This window comes from Sulfurimonas sp. HSL-1656 (genome assembly GCF_039645585.1).
GTDB classification, from domain to species: Bacteria; Campylobacterota; Campylobacteria; order Campylobacterales; family Sulfurimonadaceae; genus Thiomicrolovo; species Thiomicrolovo subterrani.
In genome coordinates this window covers 2,085,809-2,112,373 of record NZ_CP147915.1, presented here as the reverse complement: position 1 = coordinate 2,112,373, position 26,565 = coordinate 2,085,809, and the positions used below count along the sequence as shown (strand labels likewise).

The window sequence follows — 26,565 nt, the reverse complement described above, 5'->3', positions numbered from 1 at the left end:
TCCCTAATTATTTTCTCACTATAATCAATATCAAAATCCAGAACAAAAGTAAGCCGTGTCTGTAGAAACCTTGACCCCTCTTGTGATCGTTCCTCTTCTGCTGATCCTGCTGCTGGCGGGTGCGGTGGTATATCTGCTCGTACAGCTCCGCCGTCGCGGCGAAGCGCTCGAAGCGCTGCGGGAAGTCGCCGAAGCGAAACAGGCGGCACTGCAGCAGCGTGACCAGGAAAACATCCGCCTGAGCGATACGCTGGCATGGCGGGAGCAGGAGGAGACGCGTCTGCGCGGCAGCGTCGAGGCGCGGGAACGGCAGCTTGAGCAGACCCGGCGCGACCACCAAAGCCTTGAACGCGAATTCGCGGTGCTGCAGACACGCTTTGAAGAGGCGCAAAAGCAGCATACGGAGCAGCTGCGCCTCCTTGACGAGGCGAAGCAGGCCCTCGGCGCCCAGTTCGAAGGGCTGGCACACCGGATCTTCGAACAGAAGGCGAAGACTTTCGACGCCGCGAACCAGCAGCAGCTGCAGCTGCTGCTCAAACCTTTCCGCGAACAGATCGACGCCTTTTCGAAACAGACGCAGAACCAGTATGTGGAGGAGAGCAAGGAACGCCACCTGCTCAAAAGCGAGATCGAGCGCCTGAAGGTCCTCAACGAACGGATCGCGGAGGATGCACTCAACCTGACCAACGCCCTCAAGGGGGAGACGAAGACCCAGGGGAACTGGGGCGAGATCGTCCTGGAACGGGTGCTGGAGAGTTCGGGGCTCCGGCCGGGCCACGAGTACGAGACCCAGGGGACCTACAAAGACGACAAGGGGAACATGCTGCGCCCGGACGTCGTCGTTTTCCTGCCGCAGGAGCGCTGCGTCATTATCGACTCCAAGGTCTCGCTTGTCGCCTACGAACAGTTTATGAGCAGCGACGACCCGGAGGCGAAGAGCCGTGCACTGCGCCAGCACCTCCTCTCGATCAATGCGCATATCAAGGGCCTTTCCGAGAAACGGTACGAAAACCTGCCGGGGATGCGTACACTGGACTTCGTCCTGCTCTTCATGCCGATCGAGGGCGCTTTCCACCTGGCGCTGCAAAACGACAGCGGCCTCTTCAAAAAGGCGTACGATGCACGGATCATCATCGTCAGTCCCTCGACCCTGCTGGCGACGCTGCGCACCATCGAGAATATCTGGCGGACCGAGCAGCAGCAGCAAAATGCCGCGGAGATCGCACGGCAGGCGGAGGCGCTGTATGACAAGTTCGTCGGCTTCGTCGAGGATATGGAACGCATCGGCGACCAGCTGGGCAAGACCCAGGCACAGTGGGAAGGCGCGATGAACAAACTGGCCAAAGGCAAGGGGAACCTGATCCGCCGTGCTGACCAGATGAAGAAGCTCGGCCTCAGCCCGAAAAAGGCGTTGCCGGGCAGTGACGACGAGGGGGCGGAATGAAGCGCGACGGCCTGATCCCGTGGATGACCGCCATCGTCCCCGTGCTCTTCGCGCTGCTCGCCGGCGCCATCCTCTATGCCGTGTTCGGGAAGACGCTGGCGCAGGATGAGATGGTCATCGGCGCGGCGCTGATCGCCCTGATGACCCTGCTTTCCGTTTTTATTTCGGGTTACTGGGGGTATGCCCTCCTGGTGCGGCACCGCGAACAGGTACAGCTTCGCGACAATGCCCTGCGGGAGTTCAATGCGAACGTTGAAACGAGGGTGCAGGAGGCCGTGGAAGCGCAGCGCCGCATGGACCGTCAGGGGATACAACGTTCGGTCACCCAGGCCATGGACGAAACGGTCAGGCTGGTCGGCAGCCGCTGGCGCGAACCGCTGCAGCGGCTCGCGTCACTCCATGAAGAGGAGGGACCGACGTCGGGGCGGCTGGAGTCGGCTGCGCTGATCGCGACGTCGATGCTCGAGAGCCTTGAGGAGTGGGAGGAGTTTTTCCGTATCGATACCGCGCGCGAGGCGGTGGATCTCAGTGAGAGCGTCAGAAGCGCGCTGGCGTTGCTGGCGCTGGAGTTTACTGACGCTGGCATAAGTGTCGAAACGCACCTGGAGTGTTCCAAGACCTTGCCGCTGTATCGCAACGAGATCATTCGGGTGCTGATCAGTCTGCTGCAGAACGCGAAGGATGCCCTGGTGGAACGGCGCGTCGCGCTGCCGCGTGTCGAGGTCGAATGCTATGAAACGGGACAGTTTATCGTCATCCGCCTCTGCGACAATGCCGGCGGGGTGGAAGCGGGGATTGCCGACAGGATCTTCGAACCCTATTTTTCGACAAAGAACCGTTCGGCCGGACTCGGACTCTACATGGCGCGCAACATCGTCGAAGAGCACTGCAACGGCGAACTGATCTTCGACAATATCGACGAAGGCGCCTGTTTCTATCTGAAGATCGGTAAACACCAGGCGGAGGAGACGGAATGAAGAGGCCGACACTGCTGACCTGTTTCATCAAAGAGACGCGCTGGGTCCCGACCCGGCGGGAGGATGCGTTGCGCATTCTAAGTGAGGAGATGGACGGGGCGGACCCGGAAGGGCTGCTCGCCTACGTGCTGGAAGCGACGAAAACGGGCAAAACGGTGACCGTGGGCGAATGCCGGTTCCGCCAGGAGCTTACGGGTGGGGAACCTTCACCTTCGAGTTGAGCAGCCATCCGATCAGCAGCATCGCCCCCATGACGATGGTGGCATTGGTCACGTCATAGGCCGCCGTAAGATAGGCAAGCCAGAGCAGAATGGCCCCCAGCGGGGTGGGGACGCCGGTAAAGTACTTTTCGACCGTCCCCTCTTCGGCGTTGATGTTGAACTGGATCAGCCGGCGCAGGCCGCTGACGACGTAGTAGATGCTGACTGCACCCGCGACGAGCAGCGCGGCGCCGTCGAGGCCCGAGTAAACGGCCTGGAAGATCAGGAAAACGGGGACGAGGACGAACGAGAGGAAGTCTGCGAAAGAGTCGAGCTGGATGCCGAACTCGTTCGAAAGGGCATACTTCCGGGCGATTTTGCCGTCGAAAATGTCGAAGGCCCCGCCGATCCAGGCGAAGATGATCGCGGTGAAGAAGTTGTTCTGGCTGATGAAATAGACAGCGAGGAGCCCGCTGGCGATATTGACCATCGTAAAGAGGTTGGCCAGGTTGAAATGGTTGTCGGCACGGTAAAGAAATTTCATGGCGCCATTATAGCAAACGAAGCGGAAAAATCGGCGGCGGGGCAGGTATAATACGGCCAAAGGATTAGCACCGCTAATTTAGTCTAAATTAATTTGATTTTTATTATCATTTAGAAACCAATCAGGACGGGACTCGGGTAACAGTGAAATTGACAGAGTGTATGAAAGGGTGCAGCGCCACGATCGTCAAGCTGCATGCCCAGGGGCCTTTGAAACAGCGTCTTGTCTCCTTCGGCGTGATGAAAGGGGCACGGGTCGAGCTGATGGGCTTTGCCCCGGCCAAAAGTACCGTGGAGATCAAGGTGGGCCGGATGCGCCTCGCCCTGCGCAAAGAGGAAGCCGAACTGATCGAGGTCAATGCCGATGCCCAGTAACACGCCTGTCTGCCCCGTCACCGAAAAGCATATCCGCATCGCCCTCGTCGGCCAGCCCAACGTCGGTAAAAGCATGCTCATCAACGCCATCAGCGACGCCCGTCTGCACGTGGGCAACTTCAGCGGTGTCACCGTCGAGAAATCCGAGGTCTTCTTCGACTATAAGGATTTCCATTTCACCATCGTAGACCTTCCGGGCACCTACGCTTTCACCGACTACTCCATCGAGGAGCGCGTCACCCACGATTTTCTCTGCAACGAAGCGTACGATCTGATGATCAACGTCGTCGATTCGACAAACCTGGAGAAGAACCTCCAGCTCACCGCCGAACTGATGACGATGAACAAGAAGATGGTGCTCGCGCTCAATATGAGCGACGAGGCGGACCGCGAAGGGATCCGGATCGACTACGAGTACCTCTCGCAACTGCTGGGGTTGACGGCCGTACGGGTCTCCGCGGCAGCCAAGTCGGGGATCGAAACACTGATCGAGTCCGTGATCGCCGTGCACGAGGCCCCCTACCAGGAGCCGAAGCTGATCTTCTCCGAGGCGGTTGAGGAGGAGATCGGCCTGATCGCCTCCTACCTGGACGAGCACCGGTTCAGCGCGGCGATCTCCAACCGCAACATCGCGATCAACCTGCTTCAGAACGAGAAAAAGACCTACCGCACCCTGCACGACCTGCCCCTCTGGACGGAGCTGCAGCCGCTGCTGATCGAGGCGGACAAGCATATCGAGATGCACCACGATACCGACGACGTCAAAGAGGTCTTTGCCGAAGAGTACGCGGCGTTCATCCGGGGGGTCATCACCGAAACGGTGCGCTACACCGAACAGCCCGTCGAAAAGAAGAGCCTCACCGAGCGGGTGGACGATCTGCTCATCCACCCGGTGCTGGGGATCCCTATTTTCCTCTTTTTGATGTGGGGGCTTTTCCAGCTCACCTTCGAGATCGGGAACATCCCGATGGAGTGGATCGATGCCTTCTTCGGCTGGTTCGGCGAAACGGTAGGCGCGACGATCCCCAACGCGGATATCCGCTCCCTCGTCGTCGACGGGGTCATCGCCGGGGTCGGGGCCGTCGTCCTCTTCACCCCGAACATCATTATTCTTTTTATCGGGATCGCCCTGCTCGAAGCGACGGGGTATATGTCGCGGGTCGCTTTCCTGCTCGACGGCATCTTCCATAAGTTCGGCCTGCACGGCCAGTCGTTCATTCCGCTCGTCACCGGATTCGGCTGCTCCATTCCCGCCTACATGTCGGCGCGGATCCTCAAAAATGACAGCGACCGTCTGCTGACGCTCTTTATCATCGGCTTCATGAGCTGCGGCGCACGTCTGCCGGTCTACGTCCTCTTTACCGGGGCCTTTTTCGCGCCGAGCGTGGCGGGCAACGTTCTTTTTGCCATCTACATCGCCGGGGCGCTGATCGGGCTGATTGCGGCGAAGATCCTCAAGATGACGGCGTTCCGTGGGCAGGACGAACCCTTCGTCATGGAGATGCCCAAATACCGCCTGCCGTCGGTCAAACTGATCTGGCACACGGTGCTGACCAAAACATTGATGTACCTCAAAAAGGCGGGGACCTTCATTGCCGGTGCGTCGATGCTTGTCTGGTTCCTGAGCAGCTATCCCCACTCGCGGGAGATCGAAGCGGTTTACAGCGCGAAGATCGAACAGGCCGCAGACGAGCACGCGGCGTCGCACCTGATCGTCGAGAAGGATGCCGCCCAGCTCGAACAGAGCTACCTTGGGCGCATCGGGAAGACGATCGAACCGCTCTTTACGCCGATCGGGCTGGACTGGAAAATGGCCATCGCCCTGCAGACGGGACTGGCGGCCAAAGAGGTGGTCGTTTCGACCCTGGGTGTCCTCTACGCCGTCGGCGAGGGGGTGACGGAGACGGACAAAACCCTCATCAGCGCCATCCGCACACATATCCCCTTTGCGTCGGCCGTCGCATTTATCGTCGTCATCATGCTCTACCTCCCGTGTCTGGCCGCGTCGGTCGTCTTTACCCGCGAAGCGGGCGGAATCAAATACTTTATCTACCTGTTTCTTTTTACGACGGCGACAGCCTATACGCTGGCCTTCCTTGCCTACCGTCTCACCCTCATGCTGACGGGCGCTCCGGCCCTCCTGCCGCACTAGCACCGTTAGCTAAAAGTTAACGCTGCTGGGATAGAATGCTCGCATGAAAAAGATACTGATGATTGAAGACGATCTGGAGCTGGCGGAGATCCTGACAGAGTACCTTGAACAGTTCGGGTACGAGATCGAAACGGAAGACGACCCCTTCAAAGCGCTGAGCATTCTCAAGCTCAAGCCCTACGATCTGGTGATCCTTGACCTGACGCTGCCGGGGATGGACGGGCTTGAGGTCTGCGAAGCGATCCGCGAGCGCCAGGACATTCCCATCATCATCTCGTCGGCCCGTTCGGACGTCACCGACAAGGTCAACGCCCTGGAACTGGGTGCGGATGACTACCTCCCCAAACCCTATGACCCCCGCGAACTCGAAGCCCGTATCAGCTCGGTTCTGCGCCGCTACGCCGCCAAAACGGAGGCGAGACAGGCCGAGGAGCACCACAGCGACTTCAAACTCGATGAAGGGGCGATGCAGATCAGCTACAAGGGGCGGGCGCTTGACCTCACCAATGCGGAGTACGGTATCCTCGCCTTCATGATCAAAAAAGAGGGGATGGTCGTCTCCCGGGAGGATATCATCCTCAACGTCAACGCCATCAATGAAGACTCCTCGAACAAGAGCATCGATGTCATGGTCGGCCGGATCCGCAACAAGCTCGGAGACAAATCCCTGATCGAATCGGTGCGGGGCATCGGCTACAAGCTGATCAAATGAGGCGCAATGCCGTCTTACTGACCATCCTTTTCGCTTTCGCGGTGACGCTTACGAGCGTCACCTTTGTCTTCTGGGAGTTCTACAAGAACAACCGCGCCCAGTATATCGACAACATTTTCAACAAGTACACCGTTATCACGCAGATCTACCGCGAGCATATGATGAAGCACACCTCCGAGGCGATCCTGGAGGCGAACCTCGCCGTCTACGGACTGTCGAACATCCAGGGGGACAAAGCGGTCCGCGCCGTTTTCGACAAGGCCGATGTCCTCAAACGCGTCGGCTTCCAGGAAGTGGTGCGTACCATGCATTTCTCCAACGAGGAGATGCACGCCCTTGACCGGGTCAGCGATCTCCGCGCGACGATGCTGGAGTCGCAGGGGAAGATCTATTTTTTCCTCGAGACCCCCCAGGGAAGGTTCCTGCTGCTGGATGAACAGCTCCGCCCCTACTTTCCGACCCATCTGCTCAGTGCATACCTGACGATCGTCTTCGTCATCGTCTGGGCGGTTTTCATTATCTGGCGCCGGATCCGTCCGCTGCGCCTGCTGACGAAGCGGGTGATCCGCTATGCCGAGGGGGACCGGAATGTCGTCTTCCGGATGAAGGGCAACAACGAGATCGCCATTCTTGCCAACGAACTCGAACAGGCGCGCAAGAACATCAACACCCTGATCGAATCGCGGACCCTATTCCTTCGCAACGTTATGCATGAACTCAAAACGCCCATTGCCAAGGGGCGCATCAGCGCGGAACTGCTGGCCGACCCTAAACAGAAATCGCGTTTCAACAATATCTTCCTGCGCCTGGAGCAGCTTATCAACGAGTTCGCGATGATCGAGGAGGCCTCTTCCGGGTTCGGCAACAAGAACATCGGGACCTACCGGCTGGTCGATCTGATCGATGAGGCGATCGACCAGTCGATGCTGGAACCGGAGATGATCACTGTCGATATCGACAGCAGCGAGCGGATAGAGTGTGATTTCACGATGATGGCGACGGTCATCAAGAACATGATCGATAACGGGGTGAAGTATTCGCCTGATAAAAGGGTGGCCATAAGGATGGAGGGCAAGGAACTCGTTTTTGAGAACCGGGGGGAGAAACTGCGCCACCCGCTGCGCTATTACGTGGAGCCCTTTACCAAAGAGCACCCGGCGCGCAACAGCTTCGGGCTGGGGCTTTACCTGGTCGACGCGATCCTGCATGCCCACGGCCTGCAGCTGGCGTATGCGTACAGTGACGGGGTCAACCGCTTCTACATCACCGCCTTATGAGAGGTTGTGCACCTCGTGGAGAGGCTTGACCTTTCGTCTTTTCTTCCGTACAACGCTTTTATGGGTCCGGTTGTACTTGATCATCATGTAAAAGATGATGGTCAGGGCGACGGAAGCACAGATCTCATACCCGATCGCCCAGACGGCGGCGAACATCGCGATATCGAGTGCAAGGAAATTGTTGAAACTGCCCTTGGCGATAAAGATAAACAGAAAGATCAGGCCGGTGACGTAGGGGATAATGATAAAATAGAGTCCGAGAAACAGACGCTCATACCCCTCGGGTAACGGGAAGACCTTGGCAAGGTCAACTTGTTGCTGTGAAAATGGTTTCGGGTCGTCTAGACCCTCATGCGGGGGATGTGTATGAATCATGGAACGAACTCCGGTATTGATTACCATTGATTTATAGCAAACCATAATATCACAAAGAGTAAGGAAATACAACGTGAAGCAAATTCTTGTCACCAACGACGACGGGTACGAATCGGAAGGGCTGCTGGCACTGGTGGAGGCGCTGCAGCCCCACGGGCAGGTGACGGTGGTCGCGCCTTCGAGCGAAAAATCGGCCTGCGGCCACTCCCTGACCCTGTCGCACCCGCTCAGCTTCATCAGTGTCGGTGACGATTTTTACAAGCTTGACGACGGGACGCCGAGCGACTGTATCTACCTGGCCCTGCACTCGATGTTCGAGGGGCGCAAACCGGACCTCGTCGTCAGCGGCATCAACAAGGGCTCGAACATGGGCGAAGACATCACCTACTCCGGGACGGCGGCCGGGGCGATGGAGGCGGTCTTGCACGGCGTGCCGGCCATCGCCGTTTCGCAGGTGATGGATTTTGAAAAGCCCCTGCCGGATTTTGCCCTGGCGAAGCAGACGGTCTCCACGCTGGTCGAAAAGATATTTGCCTCCGAGTTTCCCCTCCCGCCGCGCCAGTTCCTCAACGTCAACATCCCCGCCGACGTCACTTCTGCTGCGACGAAAGTGACCTACGCGGGGCACCGCTTCTACGCCAACGACGCCCACCTGCACCGCAATCCCCGGGGCAAAGAGTACTACTGGCTGGGGCTGCACCCCCTGGAGTACAAAGCGCGGGAGGGGCGCGAGGAGCTCTGCGACTTCGAAGCGGTGATGCAGGGGCACATCTCCGTCTCGCCGATCATGCTGGACCTGAGTGCGTACGCTTCCATACGCACGCTCGACGACTGGCTGGGGGCGTAAGGATGCGCTATGAACGTTCCCGCATGCTGCTGGGGGAGGATTTCGAAAAGCTGCAGGGGGCCAGAGTGCTGCTGCTGGGCGTCGGCGGTGTCGGGAGTTTCTGCCTCGACTGCCTGATCCGCTCCGGCGTGAACGACATCACCATCGTCGATTTCGACACCTACGACGAAAGCAACCAGAACCGCCAGCTCTGGAGCGAACACCATGTCGGGGAGTCGAAGGTCAAAGCGCTGAAGACGCACTATCCGCAGATCACCGTGATCGAAACGCGTATTGACGAGGCATGGGTGGAAGCCTTCGATTTCGAACCCTACGACCTGGTCCTCGACGCTATCGACGACACGAAGGCGAAACTGGCCCTGGCACAGAAGTGCTACGCGAAACTCATCAGTGCGACGGGGTCCGCCAAGCGGCTGGACCCCAGCAAGATCGAAGTGGGGACCATCTGGACGGCACACGGCGACCGCTTTGCCTCCAAACTGCGCTACGAGCTTAAAAAACGCCGTTTCAGTAAGAAATACCCGGTCATTTTCAGCAGCGAACCGCCGCGGGTGAAGGTCAAGGGGAGCTTCATGGGCGTGACCGCCGCTTTCGGCCTGACCATGTGCTCGCTGGCGGTACGGCGGCTCATAGGGTCGAAATGACAGTCCGCGCCCCCGAGCTTCTCAGCGGCGACTGGGTCACCGGAGGGCCGCTGAGTTTACGAGCGCTGCGCCCGCGGGCCGTACTGCTCGACTTTTTCACCTTCGGCTGCATCAACTGCATGAACAACCTCCCCATGCTGGAACGTCTGCAGTCCCGCTACGGCGACAGCCTCCAGGTCGTCGGGGTGCACAGCGGCAAATTCGCCCATGAGAAAGAGGCCGATGCCGTCCGTGCCGCCGTTGCGCGGCTGCGGATCAGCTACCCCGTCCTCAACGACCCGGAGGGGAGGCTGGTCGACCAATACGCGGTCAAGGCCTGGCCGACGATGGTGCTGATCGACGGGAACGGCTATATCGCGGCGACATTCCGGGGCGAGGCACAGGGCGTCGCCATCGACCTGGCGCTGCAAAAGCTGGACCTGCTCCCGCGGGAGGGAACGGCCGAAAGTGCGGCCCTGCCGGGTCCGCTGCGTTTTCCCGAGGCTGTCGTTCGCTCTGATGAACAAACGTTCATAGCCAACAGCGGGGGCGGGGATGTCCGCGAATACAACGCGGCCGGGCAGCTTGTCCGCCGTTTTACCCCCTTCCGGACCCCTGCAGCCCTGGCCCTCTGGGAAGGGATGCTCTATGTCGCCGACCGCGCCGCCGGCAGCGTCTGCTGCATCGATCTACGTACGGAAGAGCGGACGGTCCTGTTCGAACAGCTTCGTTCCCCCTCGGCACTCATAGTGGAGGAGGAGACGATCACGATCGCCGAGGCGGGGGCGCACACCGTGACCGTCTATGACAAGGCCTCGCTGCGTCCGCTGCAGACTTACGGCAACCGCTTCGAAGCGCTGCGCGACGGGGCGGGGGAGGGGGCGCAGCTGGCCCAGCCGATGGGGATGGCACGCTGCGACGACGGGACCCTCTGGTTTGTCGACGCGGAGAGCTCCGCGCTGCGCTATATAGAGAACGGACACGTGCATACTGTCGTCGGTGAGGGACTGTTCACTTGGGGGGATTCGGACAGCGACCCGATCCTGCTGCAGCACCCCCAGGGCATCGCCTGCGGACGGATCGGGGACGGCTGCGGCGGCGGGCGGCTTTTTGTCGCCGATACCTATAACGGCAAGCTCAAGGTCTACGACCCTCAAAGCGGACGGATGATGACACTGATGGAGGGTCTGCAGGAACCCGCAGGCGTGTGCAAGCAGGGGTGCAGCCTCTATATCGCCGAGAGCGGGGCGCACCGCGTTATCAGGTATGATCTGTCGTCCATGTCTTTCGAGACTTATATCGCCTGAAAGACGGGGAGGAGAGTATGGATATTTATCTGCATACGTTGAGCTCGATGCTGGTGCTCACCGCTATCATTCTGCTCGTAACTTACTTGCGCCGTTCGGGCATGTTCACCTCAGATAACGGCACGCTGTTCGCTTCTCTTATCACGCAGCTGACCCTGCCGGCCCTGATCTTCTATGCGCTTTCGCATGCCGCGCTGGAGTGGAAATACCTGCTTGTCACGGGCCTGATGCTGGCGGGGGAACTGCTCCTTTTCGTGCTGGCGTGGGGTGCGGGCAGAGTGATGGGACTCTCCGCCCCGAAAATGGGCAGCTTTATCCTGGCGTCCGTCTTCGGGAGCTCCGCGCTGCTGGGATACGCCCTGGTGGCCGAGGTCTTTGGGAAAAATGCGGCCGCAATGGCCGAAGCGTCGCTGGTCTCGGAGCTGGGCGTGGGATTGCCGCTGTTTACGCTGGGGGCGATGATCGCCAGCACTACGGCAGCAAAAAAGAACCGGGATCCGGCGGGGCGGGGGCAGCGGCCTTCTTCCGCTCGCCGATGTTCATCGCCATTGTAGCGGGGAGTGCCTGGAGCGTTGCCGGGCTGCCCGTGACGGGCATGGTGGTCGCACCGCTCTTCGACGCGGTGCAGATCGTCGCGAAAGCCAATACCCTGCTGGTCACTTTGCTCGTCGGGGTCACGCTCGGTTTCGACCGCCTCAGGGAGATCGCCGGTATCGCTGCGGCCGTGCTGCTCCTGAAGCTGGTCGTTTCCCCCCTCCTCATTGCTTTGCCGGCCCATTATATGGCGCTTGAAGCGTGGCAGCTCCAGGTGCTGGTGATTGAGTCCGCCATGCCCTCGGCGATGTTGAGCGTCGCCTTCGCCAAGCGCTACGGCTGCGACGTTCGGCTCGCCTCACAGCTGGTGTTCGCCACCCTGCTGGGCAGCATGGCGACGGTAACGGTCATGATGCGTCTGCTGGGATAGGCACCTGCACCGTCAGAAGTGCAGATAGATGTAGTTGATCTCTTCGAGATAGACCCGCGAGTGGGTGCCGTCGTCCGGCATGCCGCTGATGCCGCTTACATGCATACTGAAATAGACGTAGTAGCTGTGTCCCGGTTTTGCGGTGAAGTGTGCGACACCTGTGGGGTGCTGAAGGGTGTCTTTCGTGTCGCCGACGGTATCCTGGTGATGGCTGTGGAAGACGGTGGCCGCCTGGCCCGCCGTCGCATCCCAGACGCCGAAATGGACATAGGCGTGGGCTTCGCTTGAACCGGCGCCGGTGTAGTAGCTGTTCGTGACCATATGGTACGTCGCGTCGTAGTCGACATAGAGCGTGCGCTCCTGCGTCCCGTCGTAACGGAAACTGCCGTCGATTTCATAGTGGCCGGTGTATTCGTATTCCCCGTCGGCCTGTCCGAGGATCCCGGTGCCCCACGGTGCACTGCCGTAGGTATCCGAGAGGTACATGCCATCGGTGTGCGCGCTCCAGTATTCCGAATCTTGTGCGAAGTGGTTCAGGGCGCTGCGGCGGAAAAAGGTCGTATGGCCGTAGGTGTAGTTCCCGTCGGGCTGGACGCTATAGTTTTCATCGTAACGCTGTACGGTGATCTGTCCAATGGTCTTCGCAGTGCTCAGGGCAATGATGTAGGGGTTGGGGTTCTGATCGAGGATATCGTAGGTACGGGGCTCGATCGGATCGGTAATGCCGCACTCGTAGACGTCGTATGCGGTTTCGGGCTTGATACTGTTGCCGTCCCAGTAGACATAGGTGGCGCCGGGTACCGATCCGTCGGCCTGGACACAGCCGAACTGCGAATTCTTTAAGATGGTATCGGGATTGGCAATGTAGAAGCTGTTGTCGCTGGGGGTGTCCTGCGTCTGGAACACGAGGATGCGCGGTCCGAACGTTTTGCTGCCGGAGGCCAGCAGTCGGTAGAATTCGGCGCGTTTGAGCAGGGCGGCCGCTTCGTCCGTGAAGTAGTCGTCGCCGGACTGGTAGGGCAGCGGGTTGGCATGCATCAGGGCCAGGCGGTAGGCATTGTAGATGAAGCTTTCGCCGTTGCCGGGATCGCCGAGCATCTCGTGCAACTTCGTCTGGTAGCTCCCCATGTACTGTGTCACGGACGCGTTCCCCTCTTCGACGTGTTTGGCTTCGACAACGAGGTTCACCCCCTTGAGCTGGTTGACGATAAGCTGGGAGGTGTAGAGCTCCATAGCCTTATAGGCATCGGTCAGCGTGCCGTAGCCCTGGGTATAGCTGTCGTTGACGAAATTGGTGAAGTTGGTCAGCGCCGGTGTTTTGGCGATATCGGGAGGGACGATGGCGTCGTGGATGGTATTCACATCGTTCTCGATGTGAAAATCATTGACGATGTGATTGTCGATAAACGCATGGATCTCCGTCTGATTCCCTTCGCCCGATTTCACGCCGCCGAAAGTCGCGTCGAATTCGTCGTGCGTCGTGCCGATATCGGTGATGGCATCGGTGGGGTCGAGGATGTTTTTGTTGATGATCTCCATATCGAGGTTGAGCTGTACCTTGAGGGAGTCGAGGCTCTCCTTGATCGCCTGGAGATCATTGAGGATATCGTCGAGTTTGGCGTTCATGCTTTGAAGGAGTTTGTTCGCTTCGTCATCCCCCTGGCTGCCCCAGCCGATCTTCTCGAGAATCAACCCCATGACCACCCCGCCGATGTCCCCCGTCGCCCCGCCGACGAATCCTTCGACCGATGTCCGGATGATGGAGGCGAACATCGAGCCTCCCTCCTCTTCGGTCGCATTGACATCTTCAGCGGGGGCGAACATCACTTTTTGCATCGGCATCTCCGTCAGGAGCTGCTGCGTCCAGCTCGTACCGCCGTCGCGGGTCAGTAGGAGCTTCCCGATCTGCGGAGAGCCCGCGGCCATCCCGGCGATGACGGCGTGCTGGGCATCGGCGGCGTCTATTCCCACCAGGAACATATTGCTCGCGCCGCTGCTGTTCTGTTCGTTCCAATGCACTCCGGCGTCCGTGGTCAGGAAGATGTTGTCAAGGTCCATGGCGCTCCACCACCGTACAGTGTCAAGCATGATGAGGTCGTTGATGTCGGCACCGTCGACCCCACCGCTGACGTTGATAAGGCCGTTGATCCAGGTCGTGCCGCCGTCGGCGGTCGCGCTGTAGTGCCCCCTTCCCCCGTAGACGACGATGTGGTCTTTATCGGTCGCCTTGACCCCGATCCACTCGTTGGCATTGTAGTTGTCCGGCAGGGTGATCGCTTCCCAGTTCTCACCTCCGTCCAGCGAACGGGAGACAAAGCCGCCCGTGCTGTCGGCGGGCTTGCCGACGGCGTAGATCGTCAGGGCATCGATCGCCTTGATCCCCTGTACAAGACCGTTATGAAAGGCGGCGGGATCCATCTTTTCCCAGTGGCGTGCGCCGTCTTTTGTATGGTAGACGCTGCCGTTACTGCCGCTGACCCAGAACTCGTCGGGGGAGAGGGCAGAGATGCCGTACAGGTCGATCGAGCTGTTTTCATCGGGAAAGGTCGCGTATTTTGCCCAGGTCTGCCCGCCGTCATCGGTATGCACCAGGGTTTGAACCGTCCCGACGACCCAGACGTCGTCTACAGCGGTGACGTGGAGGTTCTGTGCATCGAACCCTTCGAGCATCGTGGCGTTGGCATCGGGACGGTACCAGTGCGTTCCGCCGTCGTCGGAGCGGTAGAGCGCGGCGTAACCGTTGCTGTCGGCATTGCCGACGGCCCAGACAACGTCGCGGTCCCGCCCGTCCGAAGAGGAGCCGCAGCCGGTAAAGATGACGGCGACGGCGAACAGGAGGCCGAATCCCCCGCGGAAAAGAGTATTGAATCGCATTGTTTTTCCTTGTTTGGTTTCTATGTCTATTGTCCTGCAACTTCCGTTAAATGAGTTTTAATTTCATCGATTTTAATTTTTTCAAACTACTGTGATACGGCGTTATTTGCAGCTGCGGATGAAGATGACGGTTGCGGGAAAGCGGGTGCCGGTAGGGGTTGAAAAGGGAAAGAAGCGGGGGGAGGCTTTGCACCTCGGTGATGCCGAGGGCGTACCTCACTGGTCGGGCATCAGCTCTTGGCGGCCCCGAACATATCGATGTAGCAGGCCTCTGCCCAGCCGTAGATGTTACGGGCATTCTCCAGCCCCTCTTCGCCTTTCCAGTGCTCATCGGTAACAGGGGTGGCGAACTCGAACTGTTTTTGCTTCGCGTTATAGGCGTATTCGGAGTGGATGAAGATCCCGTGTTCGGGAAAGGCGGAGACGGCGGAGATGCAGAGCGTCACCGGCGACATCCACTTCAGGGGGGCCTGTTTGTTGATCTTCGCGGCGAGCATCTTCGCGACATTCTGCCCCTCGCTGAGCGACGTGTTCCCCGACTTTGAGAAGCCGGTGGGCCGGGCGTCGCCGGTGACGTAGATGTTGGAATGGCCGCGGACCTCGTAGGTCATCGGGTCGATGTCCCCCTCGAGCCGGTTGTAGACGGTGTCTTTGGCGACCCCGCACACCTCCAGGAGCTTCCCACCCCGCACATGGGGGTAGAAGGAGGCGTCGTCGAACGCGAAGGTGTCGAACTCCGTTTTGACGACTTTTTTGTCAAGGTCGATCTCCTCGATGACGGCGTTGGGTTCGTAGACGATGTACTCCTTGTAGAGCTCTTCGAACGCCGTGTGGAAACCGTGGGCCTTGATCGTGATGTCGTTGTTCTCGTCGAGCAGAAGGACTTTGCCCTTGATCCCGTTGTGTTTGAAGTAATCCGCAATGAGGCAGGCGCGTTCGTAGGGCGCGGGCAGGCAGCGGTAGTTGCCGCCGGGGACGGTCATGAGGAAAGTCCCTCCCTCGAAGGCGTGGATCTTGCGCTTGAGGGTCATATGCTCCGAACCGGGACGGAAAGCGGCCGGGTACTCCTGGCGCAGGCGGTTCTCCAATTGCGGGTCATTGGTCCAGAAGGAGTAGTCGTAGTCGATGCCGGGGGCGAGCACGAGGTAGTCGTAGGTAATGTCGCCCATGGTGGTGTGCAGGGTGTTGCGGGCTTTGTCCACGCCCGTCGCGGCGGCATGGAAATAGGTGTAGCCGTGCTGCTGGGCCGCCTGGTAATAATCATGGGTGATGAACTCCAGGTCGACCTTGTCCACCAGCCACATGTTGCTGACGGGGCAGGAGATGAAGACGTCGCGCTGTTCGACGAGGACGACGTCGGCCGTGGGGGCGAAGAGCTTGGTGTACTTGGCCAGGCTGAGCCCGGACCAGCCGCCGCCGACGACGACGACACGGGGACCTTTGGGCTTCGGCAGCGTGGCCGGGCTGTCGGTTGGCCGGTTTTTCGGGACGGTATCGGCGGCTTCGGCGACTCCGGCGGCTGCAACGGCGGCGGCGAGGGCTCCGCCGAATTTCAGGATATCTCTGCGGGAAAATTTCATGATGATGGCTCCGGTATAGTGGGGTCGGGTGGGGACCTTCTGTTGGACGTTTTGAATACGCTTGAAAGCAGCATAGTAGGATAAAATCGGTTAACCCGCCGTTTCGCCTTTGGCGGTATTTCTGGCGGCGGATGCCGATTGTGCGCTATAATTCATCTAAAAACGAGGAATGATTTTGAGCCAGGCACAACCGATGACCCGTTTCGGATACGAAAAACTGCAAGCGGAGGTCAATCATCTCAAAACGGTCGAACGCCCGACGATCGTCAAGGCGATCGAGGAGGCCGTGGCCCTGGGGGACCTGAAGGAGAATGCGGAGTACCATGCCGCCAAGGAGCGCCAGGGTCAGATCGACGACCGCCTGAACGAACTGTCAGCGCTGCTGGGCAATGCGCAGATCGTTGACCCTTCCACCCTGGAACACAGCCGCGTCAGTTTCGGCTCGACGGTCGTACTGTGCGACATGGATACGGATGAAGAGGTGACCTATACCATCGTCGGCGGCTGCGAAAGCAACCCGCAGCTGGGGCTGATCTCGTTCGCGTCGCCGCTGGCCAAGCAGCTGCTGGGCAAAGAGGAGGGCGACGAGCTCAAGGCGAAGCTGCCCGGCGGGATGAAAGCGTTCGAAGTCATCGAAGTAAAATACCAGGAGATTGTTTTTGAGTGCCATGATTAAAGTCGCGGTCATCGGGGCCAGCGGCTATACCGGGATTGAACTGATCAAAATGCTCATCACGCACCCGCGTTTCGAGCTGGCCTATGTCGCCACCAGCGAAGGCGGCGTGAGTCTGACCGAACTGCACCCCTCTCTGGCGGGCGTCTACGAGTGCGATGTGCTCAAGGCCGATGCCGACGCCGTTGCCGACGCGGCGGAGCTGGCCTTCCTGGCCCTCCCGCACAAAACGGCGATGGGCTTCGTGAAAGCGCTGCGGGAGCGCGGTGTCAAAGTCGTCGACCTCTCTGCCGACTACCGCCTCAAGCGCGAGACCTATGAGGCGCACTATGTTCCCCATATCGATCCGGAGAACCTTGCGCATGCCGTGTACGGACTGCCGGAACTTTTCCGCAGCGCGATCAAAAAGGCCGACCTCGTGGCGAACCCGGGATGCTACCCGACGGCGACGATCCTCGGGGCACTCCCTTTTATGCGCTACATGCAGCCGGGTTCGCCGCTGATCGTGGATGCCAAGAGCGGGGTCAGCGGCGCCGGTAAGAAGTGCACGGAGAGTACCCACTTCGTGGCGATCAACGACAACGCCTTCGCCTATAATCCGCTGGGGCACCGCCACGGGCCGGAGATCGCCGAGAAGCTTGCCCTCGAGGAGGGACAGGTCCATTTCGTGCCCCACCTGCTCGGGGTGACGCGGGGGATGCTCAGCTCCGTCTACATGCAGGTTACGGGGAGTTTCGAGCCGCTGGAAGTGCTTCAGGCCTACTATGCGGACGAACCGAACGTGCGTGTCCGGACCGAACCGGTTTCGATGAAACAGGTGGCCGGGACCAACTTCTGCGACGTCTTCGCCAAGCGCAGCGGCGATACGCTCTTTATCACCTCGGCCATCGACAACCTCCTCCGGGGGGCGAGTTCGCAGGCCGTCGTCAATGCCAACCTGATGATGGGGCTGGACGAAAACACGGGAATCCCGAATATCGCCTATGTCCCGTGACCCCTACGAGGTGCTGCCCGGCGCGCTGCTGATCAGCGACGCCCACTACGCCGAAACGCGCCCGCAGCTGCTCGCTTTGCTGCAGGCGATCGACACGGGAGAGCTGGACACACCGCAGCTGCTGCTGATGGGGGACATCTTCGACCTGCTTTTCGGGCAGATCGCGGTGACCCATGCCATGAATGCCGAAGCGGTTGCAACGCTGCAGCGCATCAGCCGGCGCATACCCGTTCTCTACCTTGAAGGCAACCATGACTACAACCTCGCCGGACTTTTTCCGGATGCCACCGTCGTACCACTGTCGCGTCAGCCCTTTGCGTGCCGATGCGGGGAACGCACACTGCTGCTGGCACACGGGGACTTCAACCAGCCGTGGCAGTACAACCTCTATACGGCACTGATCCGCAACGGCGTCATTCTGCACCTGCTGGGCTGGATCAACCGCCTGACCGGGAACGGTATCATCGCGAAACTCGAGGCGCACCTGAACAGGAAAAACCACTGCCACGCCATGACGGACTACGAAGGGTTCGTACGGCGCCATCTCGCCCCGCTGGCGCTTGCGGGCACCGATGTCTTGATCGAAGGACACTACCACCAGGGGATGGCCTTCGACTTTGAGGGCCTGCGTTATTTCAATCCCGATGCATTTGCCTGTAATCTTCGCTATGCTATCGTTAGAGACGACCAAAACGGGTTTACCCTGCAGACGCGGGAGTGGAAGGACGGTTAAAGGCAATGGCGCAGCTGCGGATCGAAGAGACCGGACACGGGATGACGGTATACTGCAGCGGCCTGTGGCAGGCCACGGCGCTCGATGAAGTCGCCGGAAGCGTCCGGGAGACGCTTGCCCCTCTCCGGAGTTACGAAATCACTTTTGAGCTTTCGGGGGTCGAACGGATCGATTCGGCGGGGGCGTTGCTGCTGCAGCATATGCAGCGCCGACTGGAAGCCGGGGGTAACCTGGTCAAGATTCAGGGGGCCGATGACGACAGCGCCCGGATGCTGGAGATGGTGCGCCAGTACGGCCACCCCGGGACGGATTTCGCGGTAGCCTCCCCGGGCTTCCTGGCGCAGACCGGGAGGGAGGCGGCCGAGGTCTTTGCGAACGGCATGGGCATTACCGCCTTTGTCGGGCGGACGTTCAAGGCATTTGTGAACCTGCTTTTCCTGCGGGTGGGGTTCCGTTACAAAGAGACCGGCTACCAGATGATGGAGAGCGCCATCAAGGCCCTGGGCATTATCGCGCTGACGATGTTCCTGGTGGGGGTTGTCGTCGCCTACCAATCGGCGGTGCAGCTTAAAACCTACGGGGCGAACATCTTCATCGTCGACGCGCTGGGGATCTCGATCCTGCGCGAACTCGCCCCGATGCTGACGGCCATCGTCGTCGCCGGCCGAAGCGGTTCCTCCTATGCCGCGCAGATCGGGGTCATGAAGATGACCGAGGAGATCGACGCGATGCGGACCATGGGCTTCGACCCCTTTGCCTTCCTGGTCCTGCCGCGGCTTTTCGCCCTGATCATCATGATGCCCATCCTCATCTTCTTCGCCGATGCCTTCGGCATGCTCGGGGGCATGCTGATCGCCCATACGGAGCTGGACCTCTCCGTGACGCTCTTTACCGACCGTTTCACCGAAGCCGTGGCCCTCAAGCACTTCTGGGTCGGGTTGGTCAAGGGGCCTTTCTTCGCGGTCCTCATCGCCTCGATCGGGATCTACCGCGGGATGCAGGTCAGAAACGACACGGAGAGTATCGGGATCAACACGACCAAGAGCGTCGTCGAGGCGATCTTTGCCGTGATCATCTGCGATGCGCTCTTCTCCATCGTCTTCACAAAGCTGGGGTTCTGAGATGCGGCCGGTGATCGAGGTTGAAAAGGTTGTCACGCGTTTCGGGGATCGCCTGGTGCATGACGGGGTCTCACTGCATATCAACGCGGGCGAGATCTACGGTTTTCTCGGTCCCAGCGGCTGCGGTAAATCGACGCTGATGCGCGAGATCATTCTGCTGGAACCGGTCCAGAGCGGGAGCATCCGCCTCTTCGGCGAACCTTTGAACACGCTCTCTTTCGAGGCGGCACAGGCCCTGCGGCGCAAATGGGGGGTGCTGTTCCAGTCCAACGCCCTCTTTACCTCGCTCAACGTGGCCGAAAACATCTCCGTCATGCTCAGAGAGTATACGGCGCTGCCCGCGGGGGTGATCGATGAGATCGTGGCTTTCAAACTGGATATTGTGGGGCTGACGCCCAAAGAGGGGCAGCTCTACCCCTCCCAGCTCAGCGGCGGGATGAAAAAGAAGGTGGCCCTGGCCCGCGCCCTGGCCCTCGACCCGCCGCTGCTGTTCCTGGACGAACCGACCTCGGGACTCGACCCCGTTTCGGCCCGGGAGTTCGATGCCCTGATCATGCGGCTGCGGGACATGCTACAATTAACCGTAGTAATGGTGACCCACGACCTCGCCTCGATCGAAACGACCCTTGACCGCATGGCGATCATCGATGAGCGTCGCATTGCCGCCGAAGGAACACTTTCGGAGGTCAAAGAGGTGCCGAGCCCGTTTATACGTACATTTTTTGGAGGTGACGTGTCGTGAACGCCAAAACGAACGAGACGATCGTCGGTATCTTTGTCCTACTCTCCTTGGCGCTGATGGCCTTCTTTGTCATCTGGATGCTGCAGCCGGCCAAGAAGGATGAGCTGCAGAGCTACCGCATCGAGTTCGGTGAATCGGTTTCAGGGCTTAACGTCGATTCGCCCGTCAAGTTCCGCGGCGTCACGGTGGGCAAGGTGCGTGCCATCCGGATCAGTCCCAACAATATCGAGAAGATCGAGGTCCTGATCGACGTGTGGAAAACGACGCCGGTGAAAACGGATACGATCGCCATGCTCAAATCGCAGGGGATCACGGGGCTGAGCTACGTCGACCTGAGCCGCGGCAGCGATTCGGCCCCGCTGCTGCAGCCCAAAGGCAAAGAGACGGTCCCGACGATCCCGTTTGAGCCCTCATTCTTTGTGACGCTGGAGCGTACGTTCGGATCGGCATCCGATAACATTTCCGAGCTTCTGCTGCGCCTCAAAGAGCTGATCGGAGAGCAGAACCAGGGGGAGGTCTCCCGCCTGCTCCATCACAGCGCCAATGTCGCGGAGAAGCTTGATGCGGGGCTGACACCGGAACGGTTCGCACACCTGGACGATACGGTCCGGAAGCTGGGCCGGCTGGCGGCGGACCTGGATGCCCGCACAAAGGGACTCCCGCAGCTGCTGCAAAACGGCGATGCCGCGATGGGGCAGGCCAAGGTCTCGCTTGCTTCCCTGCAGGAGAGTTTCGCCTCCATGGCTGAAACGCTGCGGGTGATCAACGCCCGCAACAAGAACGGCGATTACAGTATCAAAGAGACGATGGGGCCGGGGATGGCACAGTTTGAGGTGACGATGCGGCAGATGGAGCAGAGCCTCGTGCTGCTCAACCAGATGCTGCTGCGCTACGGCGAGAACCCCTCGGATATGCTCTTTGAACATCAACCGCCGCAGGTGGGACCGGGAGAAGCGAAATGAAATGGGTAACAGCGATAATCATCGCAGCATTGATCGGCGGCTGCAGCCTGACGCGGGAGGCGCCGCCGGTGCAGAGCTACCGGCTTGACGGCGGGGAGATGATCGGCACGGAGAGCACGGAAGGGTGCAGGGAACGTGTCATACGCATCGCTCTTATCGAGGCCCCGCAGTGGCTGGAAGGCACCGCGATCCATTACGCCGGGACGGACCACCGTTTCTACCGCTATACCCTTTCGCGCTGGGAGCAGTCCCCGGTGCAGCAGATCCAGCAGCTGATCGAAAAGAGCGTCATCGAAAGCGGCCTGTTCAAGGGGGTGGTTCCGTACAAATCCCTGGCCAAGAACGACTGGCTTCTGGAAGTCCGTATTGAACAGATGCTGCAGACGATCGACAGTAAGGGGGCGGGTGAAACAGAGCTGATGCTCTATGCGGTCCTGGTGGACCAGTACAGCCGGCGGATCCTCGCGCAAAAGACGTTCAGCTACCGGCAGCAGAATGCCGATGCCGGTGCACAGAGTGCGGTACGCGGATGGAGCGAGGGTGTCACCGCCTTCAAATCGGCACTGATAGCGTGGCTGGCAGAACAGTGCGAGACACAGGCAGGGATTGACCGCAGCGATGTCGATCTTTGACCGCGTCACGGAGCGCAGCGGCGGTAACGCCGAGAAGTACGCCCTGCGCCAAAAGCTTTTCGGGACGGAAGACGTCCTGCCGATGTGGGTGGCCGATATGGATATCGAGACCCCCCTGTGCGTCCGTACTGCCGTGATGAAGCGGGCGGAGCACCCCGTTTACGGGTACGAAGAGATGCCCCGCAGCGCTTTTGAAGCCCAGTGTGCATGGATGGCAGCCCGCCACGGTGTGACCATGGCGCCGGAGGAGCTTTTCTTTTCGCACTCCGTCGTCGCATCCATCTCTGCTGCCATCGCCGCGTTTACCGAGCCCGGGGACGAGGTCGTCGTGCAGCCCCCGATCTACCCTCCCTTCGTCAGTACGGTGCGCCACAGCGGCCGCAGGGTGCTTTCCAACCCGCTGCGGCAGGACGAAGAGGGGATCTACCGATTTGACCTGGAGGGGCTTGAGAAGCAGATCACGCCGAAGACGAAGCTGCTGCTGCTTTGCTCACCCCATAACCCCGTGGGACGGGTCTGGGAACGGGCGGAGCTCGAAGCGCTTGCCGCGATCTGTCTGCGCCACGGCATCACGGTCTTTGCCGACGAGATCCATTCGGACCTGATCTTTGCCGGGCATAAGCATACGCCCTTTGTCGCGCTGGGCGATGCGGTCCGGGCGATGACGATGACGGCGCTCGGACCGGGCAAGACCTTCAACGTCGCGGGCCTGGCCGTGTCGACCGTGGCCATTACGGATACGGCGATGCGCACACGGTTCAAAGCGGTTTACGACACGATCCATTTTGCCCAGGGAACGGTGTTCGGTCATGCCGGTTTCGAAGCGGCCTACCGGGAGGGAGCAGCGTGGCTGGAAGCGCTGCTGGTGCACCTGCAGGGCAACGTCGACAGGCTCGCCGATCTGGCGGGGCGTTTTGATACGATCGCTTTCCGGCCGCCGGAGGGGACCTACCTCGCCTGGCTGGACTGCCGGCAGATGGGTTTTGATTCCGATAAGGCCCTGCGGGAGTTTTTTATCAGGGAAGCACGCCTCGGCCTCAGCCCGGGGATCTCTTTCGGGCGGGAAGGGAGCGGTTTCATGCGCCTTAATTTCGCCGTCCCGACGCCGACGATGGACGAGGCGCTGAATCGTTTGGAAGGTGCTCTGCAACGCCTTTAGAACCCTAGTTATTGTAACGGGTACGTAATCTGTTTTGCCTACACTTCGCGAAAAAATCGGGGGCGCATCCGCGTGCTCCGGGGGGTGTGAGAGGCATGATGAGATTGGTTGTAGTGGCAGTTTGTACGTTTGTAGGTTTGCAGGCGGCACTTTTCGACGGGGACGTGCATGAGAAGGCGTCGCGCCAAATGGGGCTTCTGAAGCAGTTCAAAGCGAATGCAAGCGATGCCAGCGCGATTACGAAGCGCGGCGAATATTCGCTGATAAACGAACAGACGCAGGGCATTGCCCGTATCCGTTCGGAAGTGCTTAGACTGGGGCTGCCGGATACGGAGCGCGAAGCGCTGCTGCACGATCTGGATACGTATAAAACGACCGTCAGTGAGATCGGCGCACAGCTGCAAAAAAGCGCGCCGGATCTTCATCGGCACTACCGCCGGCTTCTTGAGGGGCTGGGGGCGTTTAACAGCCGCCTCGGCAGTATCGGTCTGCGGGAACTTCTCCACAGCTGGCGGGAACTCAGCCGTATCAAAGGGCGCTTCGTCAAACAGCCGGACGCGCGGCTGGCCAAAGCCTTCGAGGGGGCGTGGACCCGGGTGACCGTGACGATTTCGGAACTCTACCTCGACGAGGAGATGGAACAGCCCCTTTTTGAGTACCTGGATGCCTACAAAGCCTGTTTCGATGAAATGAACACTGCCTACCGCGCGGTCGGCTATGCCGATGTAGGCAGTCTGAAACCGCTGACCTACAAGATCAAGATGCAGTTCGAGATGATGGCCCCCCGCCTGGCCGATCGGCACTGAAATCCGGCACTTTCATTTACGGCAGACATGGTATCCTGACGGCATGCACCGGGGCGCTTCCCGGGAATGCTTTCGAAGGAGAAGCCATGAAAAAAGTGATGATCCTGAGCGGCGCCGGTCTCAGTGCGGAGAGCGGTCTGCGGACGTTCCGCGACCATGACGGGATGTGGGAAGAGTACGACGTCATGCAGGTCTGCTCGACCGGAGGCTGGGAAGCGGACCGCGGCCTGGTGACCCGCTTTTACAACGCCCGCCGTCTCGATCTGGAGGATAAAGAACCCAACGTGATGCACCGCGCCATCGCCGAACTGCAGCGGCGCTACCCCGGACAGATCTGGAACCTGACGCAGAACGTCGATGACCTGTTGGAGCGGGCGGGATGCAACGAGGTGCTGCACCTGCACGGAACGCTTCGGGACCTGCGGTGCGAAAGCTGCGGGCATGTCTGGGACATCGGCTATACGGAACAGACCGAAGCGGACTGCTGCCCGCGCTGCGAGAGCGCCGTTGTCCGCCACAATGTCGTCATGTTCGGCGAAAGCGCGCCGATGTACCGCAAAATTTACGAAGCGGTAAACGATGCGGAGCTCTTCATCGCCATCGGCACCAGCGGCCAGGTGATCGATATCGTTCCTATCGCCCGGGAGTTCGCACGTTCCGTCCTGGTCAACCCGAAGCGGGAGGAGTATGTGACGATGTTCGGTTCTTTTGAGCAGAACATCGACGCGTTCTTCACCGACTTTCTCCAGATGGGTGCCGTGGCGGCCGCCGTACCGCTGACGGACATAGTAGAACGGTTTATGCATGAAGATGTATAGCGTTCTGAAATGGAAATGAGACGTTGCCGTAACTGGAAGGAGATGAAACGCCATTATCATTTCGCCATCTTGCATCCGGAGTGAGCAATGAAAGAGACGACCTTTGTGATCCATCATCTGGAAAACGGTTGGGGCTGGCCCGATATCGACTGCGATGAAGTCGCGGTGGAGTACCTGTGTGAAGAGCTCGAGATCCCCGAAGAGCTGATCAACGAGGTACATTGCGGCGAGGGAACGATGCAGCTTTCCCTCATTCCCGACCGCGGCTATATGCGCGATGACTGGTACGTCAATCTGATGCGCTGCGCCTGAGGGATACGGCGCGTTTTCGCGCTATAATCCTTCCATGCTATTACATCCCTTCTTCGGCCGTCGCCATGCGGTCCACACTTGAATCGATCGCCGCATTCGTGCGGGAGCACCATGTCCTGACCCTTGCGACGAGCCGGGACGACTCCCCCTATGCGACGCCCCTGTTTTACGCCTATGACGATACGCGCAACTGCTTTGTATTCGCCTCCGCGGAGGAGACGGAGCACACCGCCCAGATGAAAGCAAATCCTTCGGTGGCGGCGGGCATCGCCCTGGAAACGGATGCGGTCGGAAAGATCCAGGGGCTGCAGTGCCGCGGCCGGGTCGTCGCTTCCGATGCGGCGGATGCGCGCTGCTACTACGCCCGTTTCCCCTATGCCCGCGCGCTGCTTCCCACCCTGTGGCGGCTGGAGCCCTCCTGGATGAAACTGACCGACAACCGGCTCGGTTTCGGCAAGAAACTGGTCTGGGAAGCCGCAGCGGCGGTCGAGTAGCCGCACTGGCACGTTCCAGTTTTCCCCATGGCCCCGGACGGAAGGGGGGCTGAATACAATTCCCGCTAAAATGTCGTCAAAAAACGGAGCGTACCTATGAACAGAGCTTTACAGATGCTGCAGCTGCAACAGCAGCTCAACGATGCCACAAACGGAGCAGACTGGGAAGCGGGTACGACCAAGAACGGCAAGGCGATCAACTGGAAGCGCTGCATCTACATGGAGTGCGCGGAGATGATCGATTCGTTCGCCTGGAAGCACTGGAAAAACATCGCGGCCGAGCCGGACTGGGCCAACCTGCAGATCGAAGTCATCGATGTCTGGCACTTCGTGATGAGCCTGGTGCTGCAGGAGTACAAGCAGCGCGATCTCGGCAGCCTCGATGACGCGGCGAAGGCGATCGCGATCATGCCCTTTTACGAGATGCTCAACGATGATGCAGAAGGGTTCGCCGTCGAGAAGCTCGTGATGGCCCAGGTGGAGTCGGTGATGAAAGATGCCCTCGACAGCAAGCCTGACCTCACCAAGCTGCTGGCGGACTTCTTTGAACTGGTCCGCATGAGCAACCTCGACCTCACGTCGCTTTACCGCCTCTATGTCGGCAAGAACATCCTCAACCAGTTCCGCCAGGACCACGGTTATAAAGAGGGGCACTACGTCAAGGTGTGGAACGGGGAAGAGGACAACGTTGTGATGAAGCGGCTTTGGGAAGAGAAAGGCGATATGACGCCTGAGCAACTTTATGCCGCTTTGGAAAGCGTCTACCCGGCAGCGTAATTTGCAATTGTTTGTTCCCTTTCTTCTTTGTGTGCCCAAAGAAGAAGCCGAACCGGGAAGAAGAAAGGGCAACAAGCTGCCGCTTTCGGGAT

Annotated in this window: 29 protein-coding genes; 25 read left to right on the top strand and 4 right to left on the bottom strand. The window is 59.7% G+C overall.

The annotated features are described in order from the left end of the window. The first annotated feature begins 82 nt into the window (after positions 1 to 82). The 3 genes from rmuC to WCX49_RS10935 are packed head-to-tail and all read left to right on the top strand — an operon-like array spanning position 83 to position 2,642. Complete coding sequence (rmuC, locus tag WCX49_RS10945) at positions 83 to 1,444, top strand: DNA recombination protein RmuC (protein WP_345985126.1); 1,362 nt, start codon at positions 83 to 85, stop codon at positions 1,442 to 1,444. Beyond that, positions 1,441 to 2,421 carry a HAMP domain-containing sensor histidine kinase gene (locus WCX49_RS10940; protein WP_345985125.1) on the top strand — a complete coding sequence of 327 codons (981 nt, stop codon included), beginning with the start codon at positions 1,441 to 1,443 and terminating at the stop codon, positions 2,419 to 2,421. Before rmuC ends, WCX49_RS10940 begins: the two co-directional genes overlap by 4 nt. Further along, positions 2,418 to 2,642 (top strand): hypothetical protein, encoded by a 225-nt coding sequence (locus WCX49_RS10935; protein WP_345985124.1) that lies wholly within the window; start codon positions 2,418 to 2,420, stop codon positions 2,640 to 2,642. Before WCX49_RS10940 ends, WCX49_RS10935 begins: the two co-directional genes overlap by 4 nt. On the opposite strand, the gene WCX49_RS10930 is transcribed toward WCX49_RS10935, so the two are convergent. Next, positions 2,611 to 3,165 carry a CDP-alcohol phosphatidyltransferase family protein gene (locus WCX49_RS10930; protein ID WP_345985123.1) on the bottom strand — a complete coding sequence of 185 codons (555 nt, stop codon included), beginning with the start codon at positions 3,163 to 3,165 and terminating at the stop codon, positions 2,611 to 2,613. The two genes, WCX49_RS10935 and WCX49_RS10930, sit on opposite strands and share 32 nt — an antisense overlap. A gap of 143 nt (positions 3,166 to 3,308) precedes the next feature. Between WCX49_RS10930 and WCX49_RS10925 the strand changes: the two genes are divergently transcribed. The 4 genes from WCX49_RS10925 to WCX49_RS10910 are packed head-to-tail and all read left to right on the top strand — an operon-like array spanning position 3,309 to position 7,680. Beyond that, complete coding sequence (locus tag WCX49_RS10925; RefSeq protein WP_345985122.1) at positions 3,309 to 3,539, top strand: FeoA family protein; 231 nt, start codon at positions 3,309 to 3,311, stop codon at positions 3,537 to 3,539. After that, positions 3,529 to 5,691, top strand: a complete 2,163-nt coding sequence (gene feoB / locus WCX49_RS10920; protein ID WP_345985121.1) for a ferrous iron transport protein B — start codon at positions 3,529 to 3,531, stop codon at positions 5,689 to 5,691. The genes WCX49_RS10925 and feoB overlap by 11 nt, the downstream gene beginning before the upstream one ends. Before the next feature lie 43 nt (positions 5,692 to 5,734). Beyond that, positions 5,735 to 6,403: a response regulator transcription factor gene (locus WCX49_RS10915; protein WP_345985120.1), complete on the top strand. Its 669-nt coding sequence runs from the start codon at positions 5,735 to 5,737 to the stop codon at positions 6,401 to 6,403. After that, a complete protein-coding gene (locus WCX49_RS10910; protein ID WP_345985119.1) occupies positions 6,400 to 7,680 on the top strand; it encodes an ArsS family sensor histidine kinase in 1,281 nt (426 codons plus the stop codon). Before WCX49_RS10915 ends, WCX49_RS10910 begins: the two co-directional genes overlap by 4 nt. On the opposite strand, the gene WCX49_RS10905 is transcribed toward WCX49_RS10910, so the two are convergent. After that, complete coding sequence (locus WCX49_RS10905; protein WP_345985118.1) at positions 7,675 to 8,055, bottom strand: hypothetical protein; 381 nt, start codon at positions 8,053 to 8,055, stop codon at positions 7,675 to 7,677. The genes WCX49_RS10910 and WCX49_RS10905 overlap by 6 nt on opposite strands. A 73-nt stretch (positions 8,056 to 8,128) precedes the next feature. On the opposite strand from WCX49_RS10905, the gene surE reads away from it, so the two are divergent. From surE to WCX49_RS10880, 5 genes are read left to right on the top strand one after another with little or no spacing between them, the layout of a single operon-like run. Continuing rightward, positions 8,129 to 8,902: a 5'/3'-nucleotidase SurE gene (surE, locus tag WCX49_RS10900; protein ID WP_345985117.1), complete on the top strand. Its 774-nt coding sequence runs from the start codon at positions 8,129 to 8,131 to the stop codon at positions 8,900 to 8,902. Between the two features lie 2 nt (positions 8,903 to 8,904). Next, positions 8,905 to 9,546, top strand: a complete 642-nt coding sequence (locus WCX49_RS10895) for a ThiF family adenylyltransferase (protein ID WP_345985116.1) — start codon at positions 8,905 to 8,907, stop codon at positions 9,544 to 9,546. Continuing rightward, positions 9,543 to 10,832, top strand: a complete 1,290-nt coding sequence (locus WCX49_RS10890) for a thioredoxin-like domain-containing protein (RefSeq protein WP_345985115.1) — start codon at positions 9,543 to 9,545, stop codon at positions 10,830 to 10,832. Before WCX49_RS10895 ends, WCX49_RS10890 begins: the two co-directional genes overlap by 4 nt. A 17-nt stretch (positions 10,833 to 10,849) precedes the next feature. Then, entirely contained in the window at positions 10,850 to 11,386 is a 537-nt protein-coding gene (locus WCX49_RS10885; protein ID WP_345985114.1) for an AEC family transporter, read from the top strand. After that, positions 11,368 to 11,796 (top strand): AEC family transporter, encoded by a 429-nt coding sequence (locus WCX49_RS10880; RefSeq protein ID WP_345985113.1) that lies wholly within the window; start codon positions 11,368 to 11,370, stop codon positions 11,794 to 11,796. The genes WCX49_RS10885 and WCX49_RS10880 overlap by 19 nt, the downstream gene beginning before the upstream one ends. A gap of 12 nt (positions 11,797 to 11,808) precedes the next feature. On the opposite strand, the gene WCX49_RS10875 is transcribed toward WCX49_RS10880, so the two are convergent. Both WCX49_RS10875 and WCX49_RS10870 read right to left on the bottom strand, forming a co-directional pair. Beyond that, positions 11,809 to 14,670, bottom strand: a complete 2,862-nt coding sequence (locus tag WCX49_RS10875) for a YCF48-related protein (RefSeq protein WP_345985112.1) — start codon at positions 14,668 to 14,670, stop codon at positions 11,809 to 11,811. 230 nt (positions 14,671 to 14,900) lie between these two features. After that, positions 14,901 to 16,250 carry an FAD/NAD(P)-binding oxidoreductase gene (locus tag WCX49_RS10870; protein WP_345985111.1) on the bottom strand — a complete coding sequence of 450 codons (1,350 nt, stop codon included), beginning with the start codon at positions 16,248 to 16,250 and terminating at the stop codon, positions 14,901 to 14,903. A 175-nt stretch (positions 16,251 to 16,425) separates the two neighbouring features. On the opposite strand from WCX49_RS10870, the gene greA reads away from it, so the two are divergent. From greA to WCX49_RS10805, 13 genes are all read left to right on the top strand, one after another. Continuing rightward, entirely contained in the window at positions 16,426 to 16,926 is a 501-nt protein-coding gene (gene greA, locus WCX49_RS10865) for a transcription elongation factor GreA (RefSeq protein WP_345985110.1), read from the top strand. Continuing rightward, on the top strand, positions 16,919 to 17,917 hold the full coding sequence (gene argC / locus WCX49_RS10860; protein ID WP_345986807.1) for an N-acetyl-gamma-glutamyl-phosphate reductase: 999 nt from the start codon (positions 16,919 to 16,921) through the stop codon (positions 17,915 to 17,917). The genes greA and argC overlap by 8 nt, the downstream gene beginning before the upstream one ends. After that, on the top strand, positions 17,907 to 18,650 hold the full coding sequence (locus WCX49_RS10855) for a metallophosphoesterase (protein ID WP_345985109.1): 744 nt from the start codon (positions 17,907 to 17,909) through the stop codon (positions 18,648 to 18,650). The genes argC and WCX49_RS10855 overlap by 11 nt, the downstream gene beginning before the upstream one ends. A 5-nt stretch (positions 18,651 to 18,655) precedes the next feature. Continuing rightward, positions 18,656 to 19,771: an MlaE family lipid ABC transporter permease subunit gene (locus tag WCX49_RS10850; RefSeq protein WP_345985108.1), complete on the top strand. Its 1,116-nt coding sequence runs from the start codon at positions 18,656 to 18,658 to the stop codon at positions 19,769 to 19,771. 1 nt (position 19,772) lies between these two features. Then, complete coding sequence (locus WCX49_RS10845) at positions 19,773 to 20,513, top strand: ATP-binding cassette domain-containing protein (RefSeq protein ID WP_345985107.1); 741 nt, start codon at positions 19,773 to 19,775, stop codon at positions 20,511 to 20,513. Beyond that, complete coding sequence (locus tag WCX49_RS10840; protein ID WP_345985106.1) at positions 20,510 to 21,475, top strand: MlaD family protein; 966 nt, start codon at positions 20,510 to 20,512, stop codon at positions 21,473 to 21,475. The genes WCX49_RS10845 and WCX49_RS10840 overlap by 4 nt, the downstream gene beginning before the upstream one ends. After that, positions 21,472 to 22,107, top strand: a complete 636-nt coding sequence (locus WCX49_RS10835; protein ID WP_345985105.1) for an ABC-type transport auxiliary lipoprotein family protein — start codon at positions 21,472 to 21,474, stop codon at positions 22,105 to 22,107. The genes WCX49_RS10840 and WCX49_RS10835 overlap by 4 nt, the downstream gene beginning before the upstream one ends. Further along, positions 22,094 to 23,266 (top strand): PatB family C-S lyase, encoded by a 1,173-nt coding sequence (locus tag WCX49_RS10830; protein ID WP_345985104.1) that lies wholly within the window; start codon positions 22,094 to 22,096, stop codon positions 23,264 to 23,266. The genes WCX49_RS10835 and WCX49_RS10830 overlap by 14 nt, the downstream gene beginning before the upstream one ends. Before the next feature lie 137 nt (positions 23,267 to 23,403). Beyond that, positions 23,404 to 24,072: a hypothetical protein gene (locus tag WCX49_RS10825; RefSeq protein ID WP_345985103.1), complete on the top strand. Its 669-nt coding sequence runs from the start codon at positions 23,404 to 23,406 to the stop codon at positions 24,070 to 24,072. Positions 24,073 to 24,158: 86 nt separating this feature from the next. Beyond that, positions 24,159 to 24,890, top strand: a complete 732-nt coding sequence (locus WCX49_RS10820) for a Sir2 family NAD-dependent protein deacetylase (RefSeq protein ID WP_345985102.1) — start codon at positions 24,159 to 24,161, stop codon at positions 24,888 to 24,890. A gap of 87 nt (positions 24,891 to 24,977) precedes the next feature. Next, positions 24,978 to 25,202, top strand: a complete 225-nt coding sequence (locus WCX49_RS10815) for a hypothetical protein (RefSeq protein ID WP_345985101.1) — start codon at positions 24,978 to 24,980, stop codon at positions 25,200 to 25,202. A 65-nt stretch (positions 25,203 to 25,267) separates the two neighbouring features. Next, positions 25,268 to 25,696, top strand: a complete 429-nt coding sequence (locus tag WCX49_RS10810; RefSeq protein ID WP_345985100.1) for a pyridoxamine 5'-phosphate oxidase family protein — start codon at positions 25,268 to 25,270, stop codon at positions 25,694 to 25,696. Positions 25,697 to 25,792: 96 nt separating this feature from the next. Beyond that, complete coding sequence (locus WCX49_RS10805) at positions 25,793 to 26,473, top strand: dUTP diphosphatase (RefSeq protein WP_345985099.1); 681 nt, start codon at positions 25,793 to 25,795, stop codon at positions 26,471 to 26,473. Positions 26,474 to 26,565 lie beyond the last annotated feature (92 nt).

Bases quoted from the DNA above. Each gene is read 5' to 3' on its own strand.
- WCX49_RS10940 (WP_345985125.1), top strand. From the start codon at position 1,441: ATGAAGCGCGACGGCCTGATCCCGTGGATGACCGCCATCGTCCCCGTG.
- WCX49_RS10935 (WP_345985124.1), top strand. From the start codon at position 2,418: ATGAAGAGGCCGACACTGCTGACCTGTTTCATCAAAGAGACGCGCTGG.
- WCX49_RS10930 (WP_345985123.1), bottom strand. From the start codon at position 3,165: ATGAAATTTCTTTACCGTGCCGACAACCATTTCAACCTGGCCAACCTC.
- feoB (WP_345985121.1), top strand. From the start codon at position 3,529: ATGCCCAGTAACACGCCTGTCTGCCCCGTCACCGAAAAGCATATCCGC.
- WCX49_RS10915 (WP_345985120.1), top strand. From the start codon at position 5,735: ATGAAAAAGATACTGATGATTGAAGACGATCTGGAGCTGGCGGAGATC.
- WCX49_RS10910 (WP_345985119.1), top strand. From the start codon at position 6,400: ATGAGGCGCAATGCCGTCTTACTGACCATCCTTTTCGCTTTCGCGGTG.
- WCX49_RS10905 (WP_345985118.1), bottom strand. From the start codon at position 8,055: ATGATTCATACACATCCCCCGCATGAGGGTCTAGACGACCCGAAACCA.
- WCX49_RS10895 (WP_345985116.1), top strand. From the start codon at position 8,905: ATGCGCTATGAACGTTCCCGCATGCTGCTGGGGGAGGATTTCGAAAAG.
- WCX49_RS10890 (WP_345985115.1), top strand. From the start codon at position 9,543: ATGACAGTCCGCGCCCCCGAGCTTCTCAGCGGCGACTGGGTCACCGGA.
- WCX49_RS10885 (WP_345985114.1), top strand. From the start codon at position 10,850: ATGGATATTTATCTGCATACGTTGAGCTCGATGCTGGTGCTCACCGCT.
- WCX49_RS10880 (WP_345985113.1), top strand. From the start codon at position 11,368: ATGTTCATCGCCATTGTAGCGGGGAGTGCCTGGAGCGTTGCCGGGCTG.
- WCX49_RS10875 (WP_345985112.1), bottom strand. From the start codon at position 14,670: ATGCGATTCAATACTCTTTTCCGCGGGGGATTCGGCCTCCTGTTCGCC.
- WCX49_RS10870 (WP_345985111.1), bottom strand. From the start codon at position 16,250: ATGAAATTTTCCCGCAGAGATATCCTGAAATTCGGCGGAGCCCTCGCC.
- argC (WP_345986807.1), top strand. From the start codon at position 16,919: ATGATTAAAGTCGCGGTCATCGGGGCCAGCGGCTATACCGGGATTGAA.
- WCX49_RS10855 (WP_345985109.1), top strand. From the start codon at position 17,907: ATGTCCCGTGACCCCTACGAGGTGCTGCCCGGCGCGCTGCTGATCAGC.
- WCX49_RS10850 (WP_345985108.1), top strand. From the start codon at position 18,656: ATGGCGCAGCTGCGGATCGAAGAGACCGGACACGGGATGACGGTATAC.
- WCX49_RS10845 (WP_345985107.1), top strand. From the start codon at position 19,773: ATGCGGCCGGTGATCGAGGTTGAAAAGGTTGTCACGCGTTTCGGGGAT.
- WCX49_RS10835 (WP_345985105.1), top strand. From the start codon at position 21,472: ATGAAATGGGTAACAGCGATAATCATCGCAGCATTGATCGGCGGCTGC.
- WCX49_RS10830 (WP_345985104.1), top strand. From the start codon at position 22,094: ATGTCGATCTTTGACCGCGTCACGGAGCGCAGCGGCGGTAACGCCGAG.
- WCX49_RS10820 (WP_345985102.1), top strand. From the start codon at position 24,159: ATGAAAAAAGTGATGATCCTGAGCGGCGCCGGTCTCAGTGCGGAGAGC.
- WCX49_RS10815 (WP_345985101.1), top strand. From the start codon at position 24,978: ATGAAAGAGACGACCTTTGTGATCCATCATCTGGAAAACGGTTGGGGC.
- WCX49_RS10810 (WP_345985100.1), top strand. From the start codon at position 25,268: ATGCGGTCCACACTTGAATCGATCGCCGCATTCGTGCGGGAGCACCAT.
- WCX49_RS10805 (WP_345985099.1), top strand. From the start codon at position 25,793: ATGAACAGAGCTTTACAGATGCTGCAGCTGCAACAGCAGCTCAACGAT.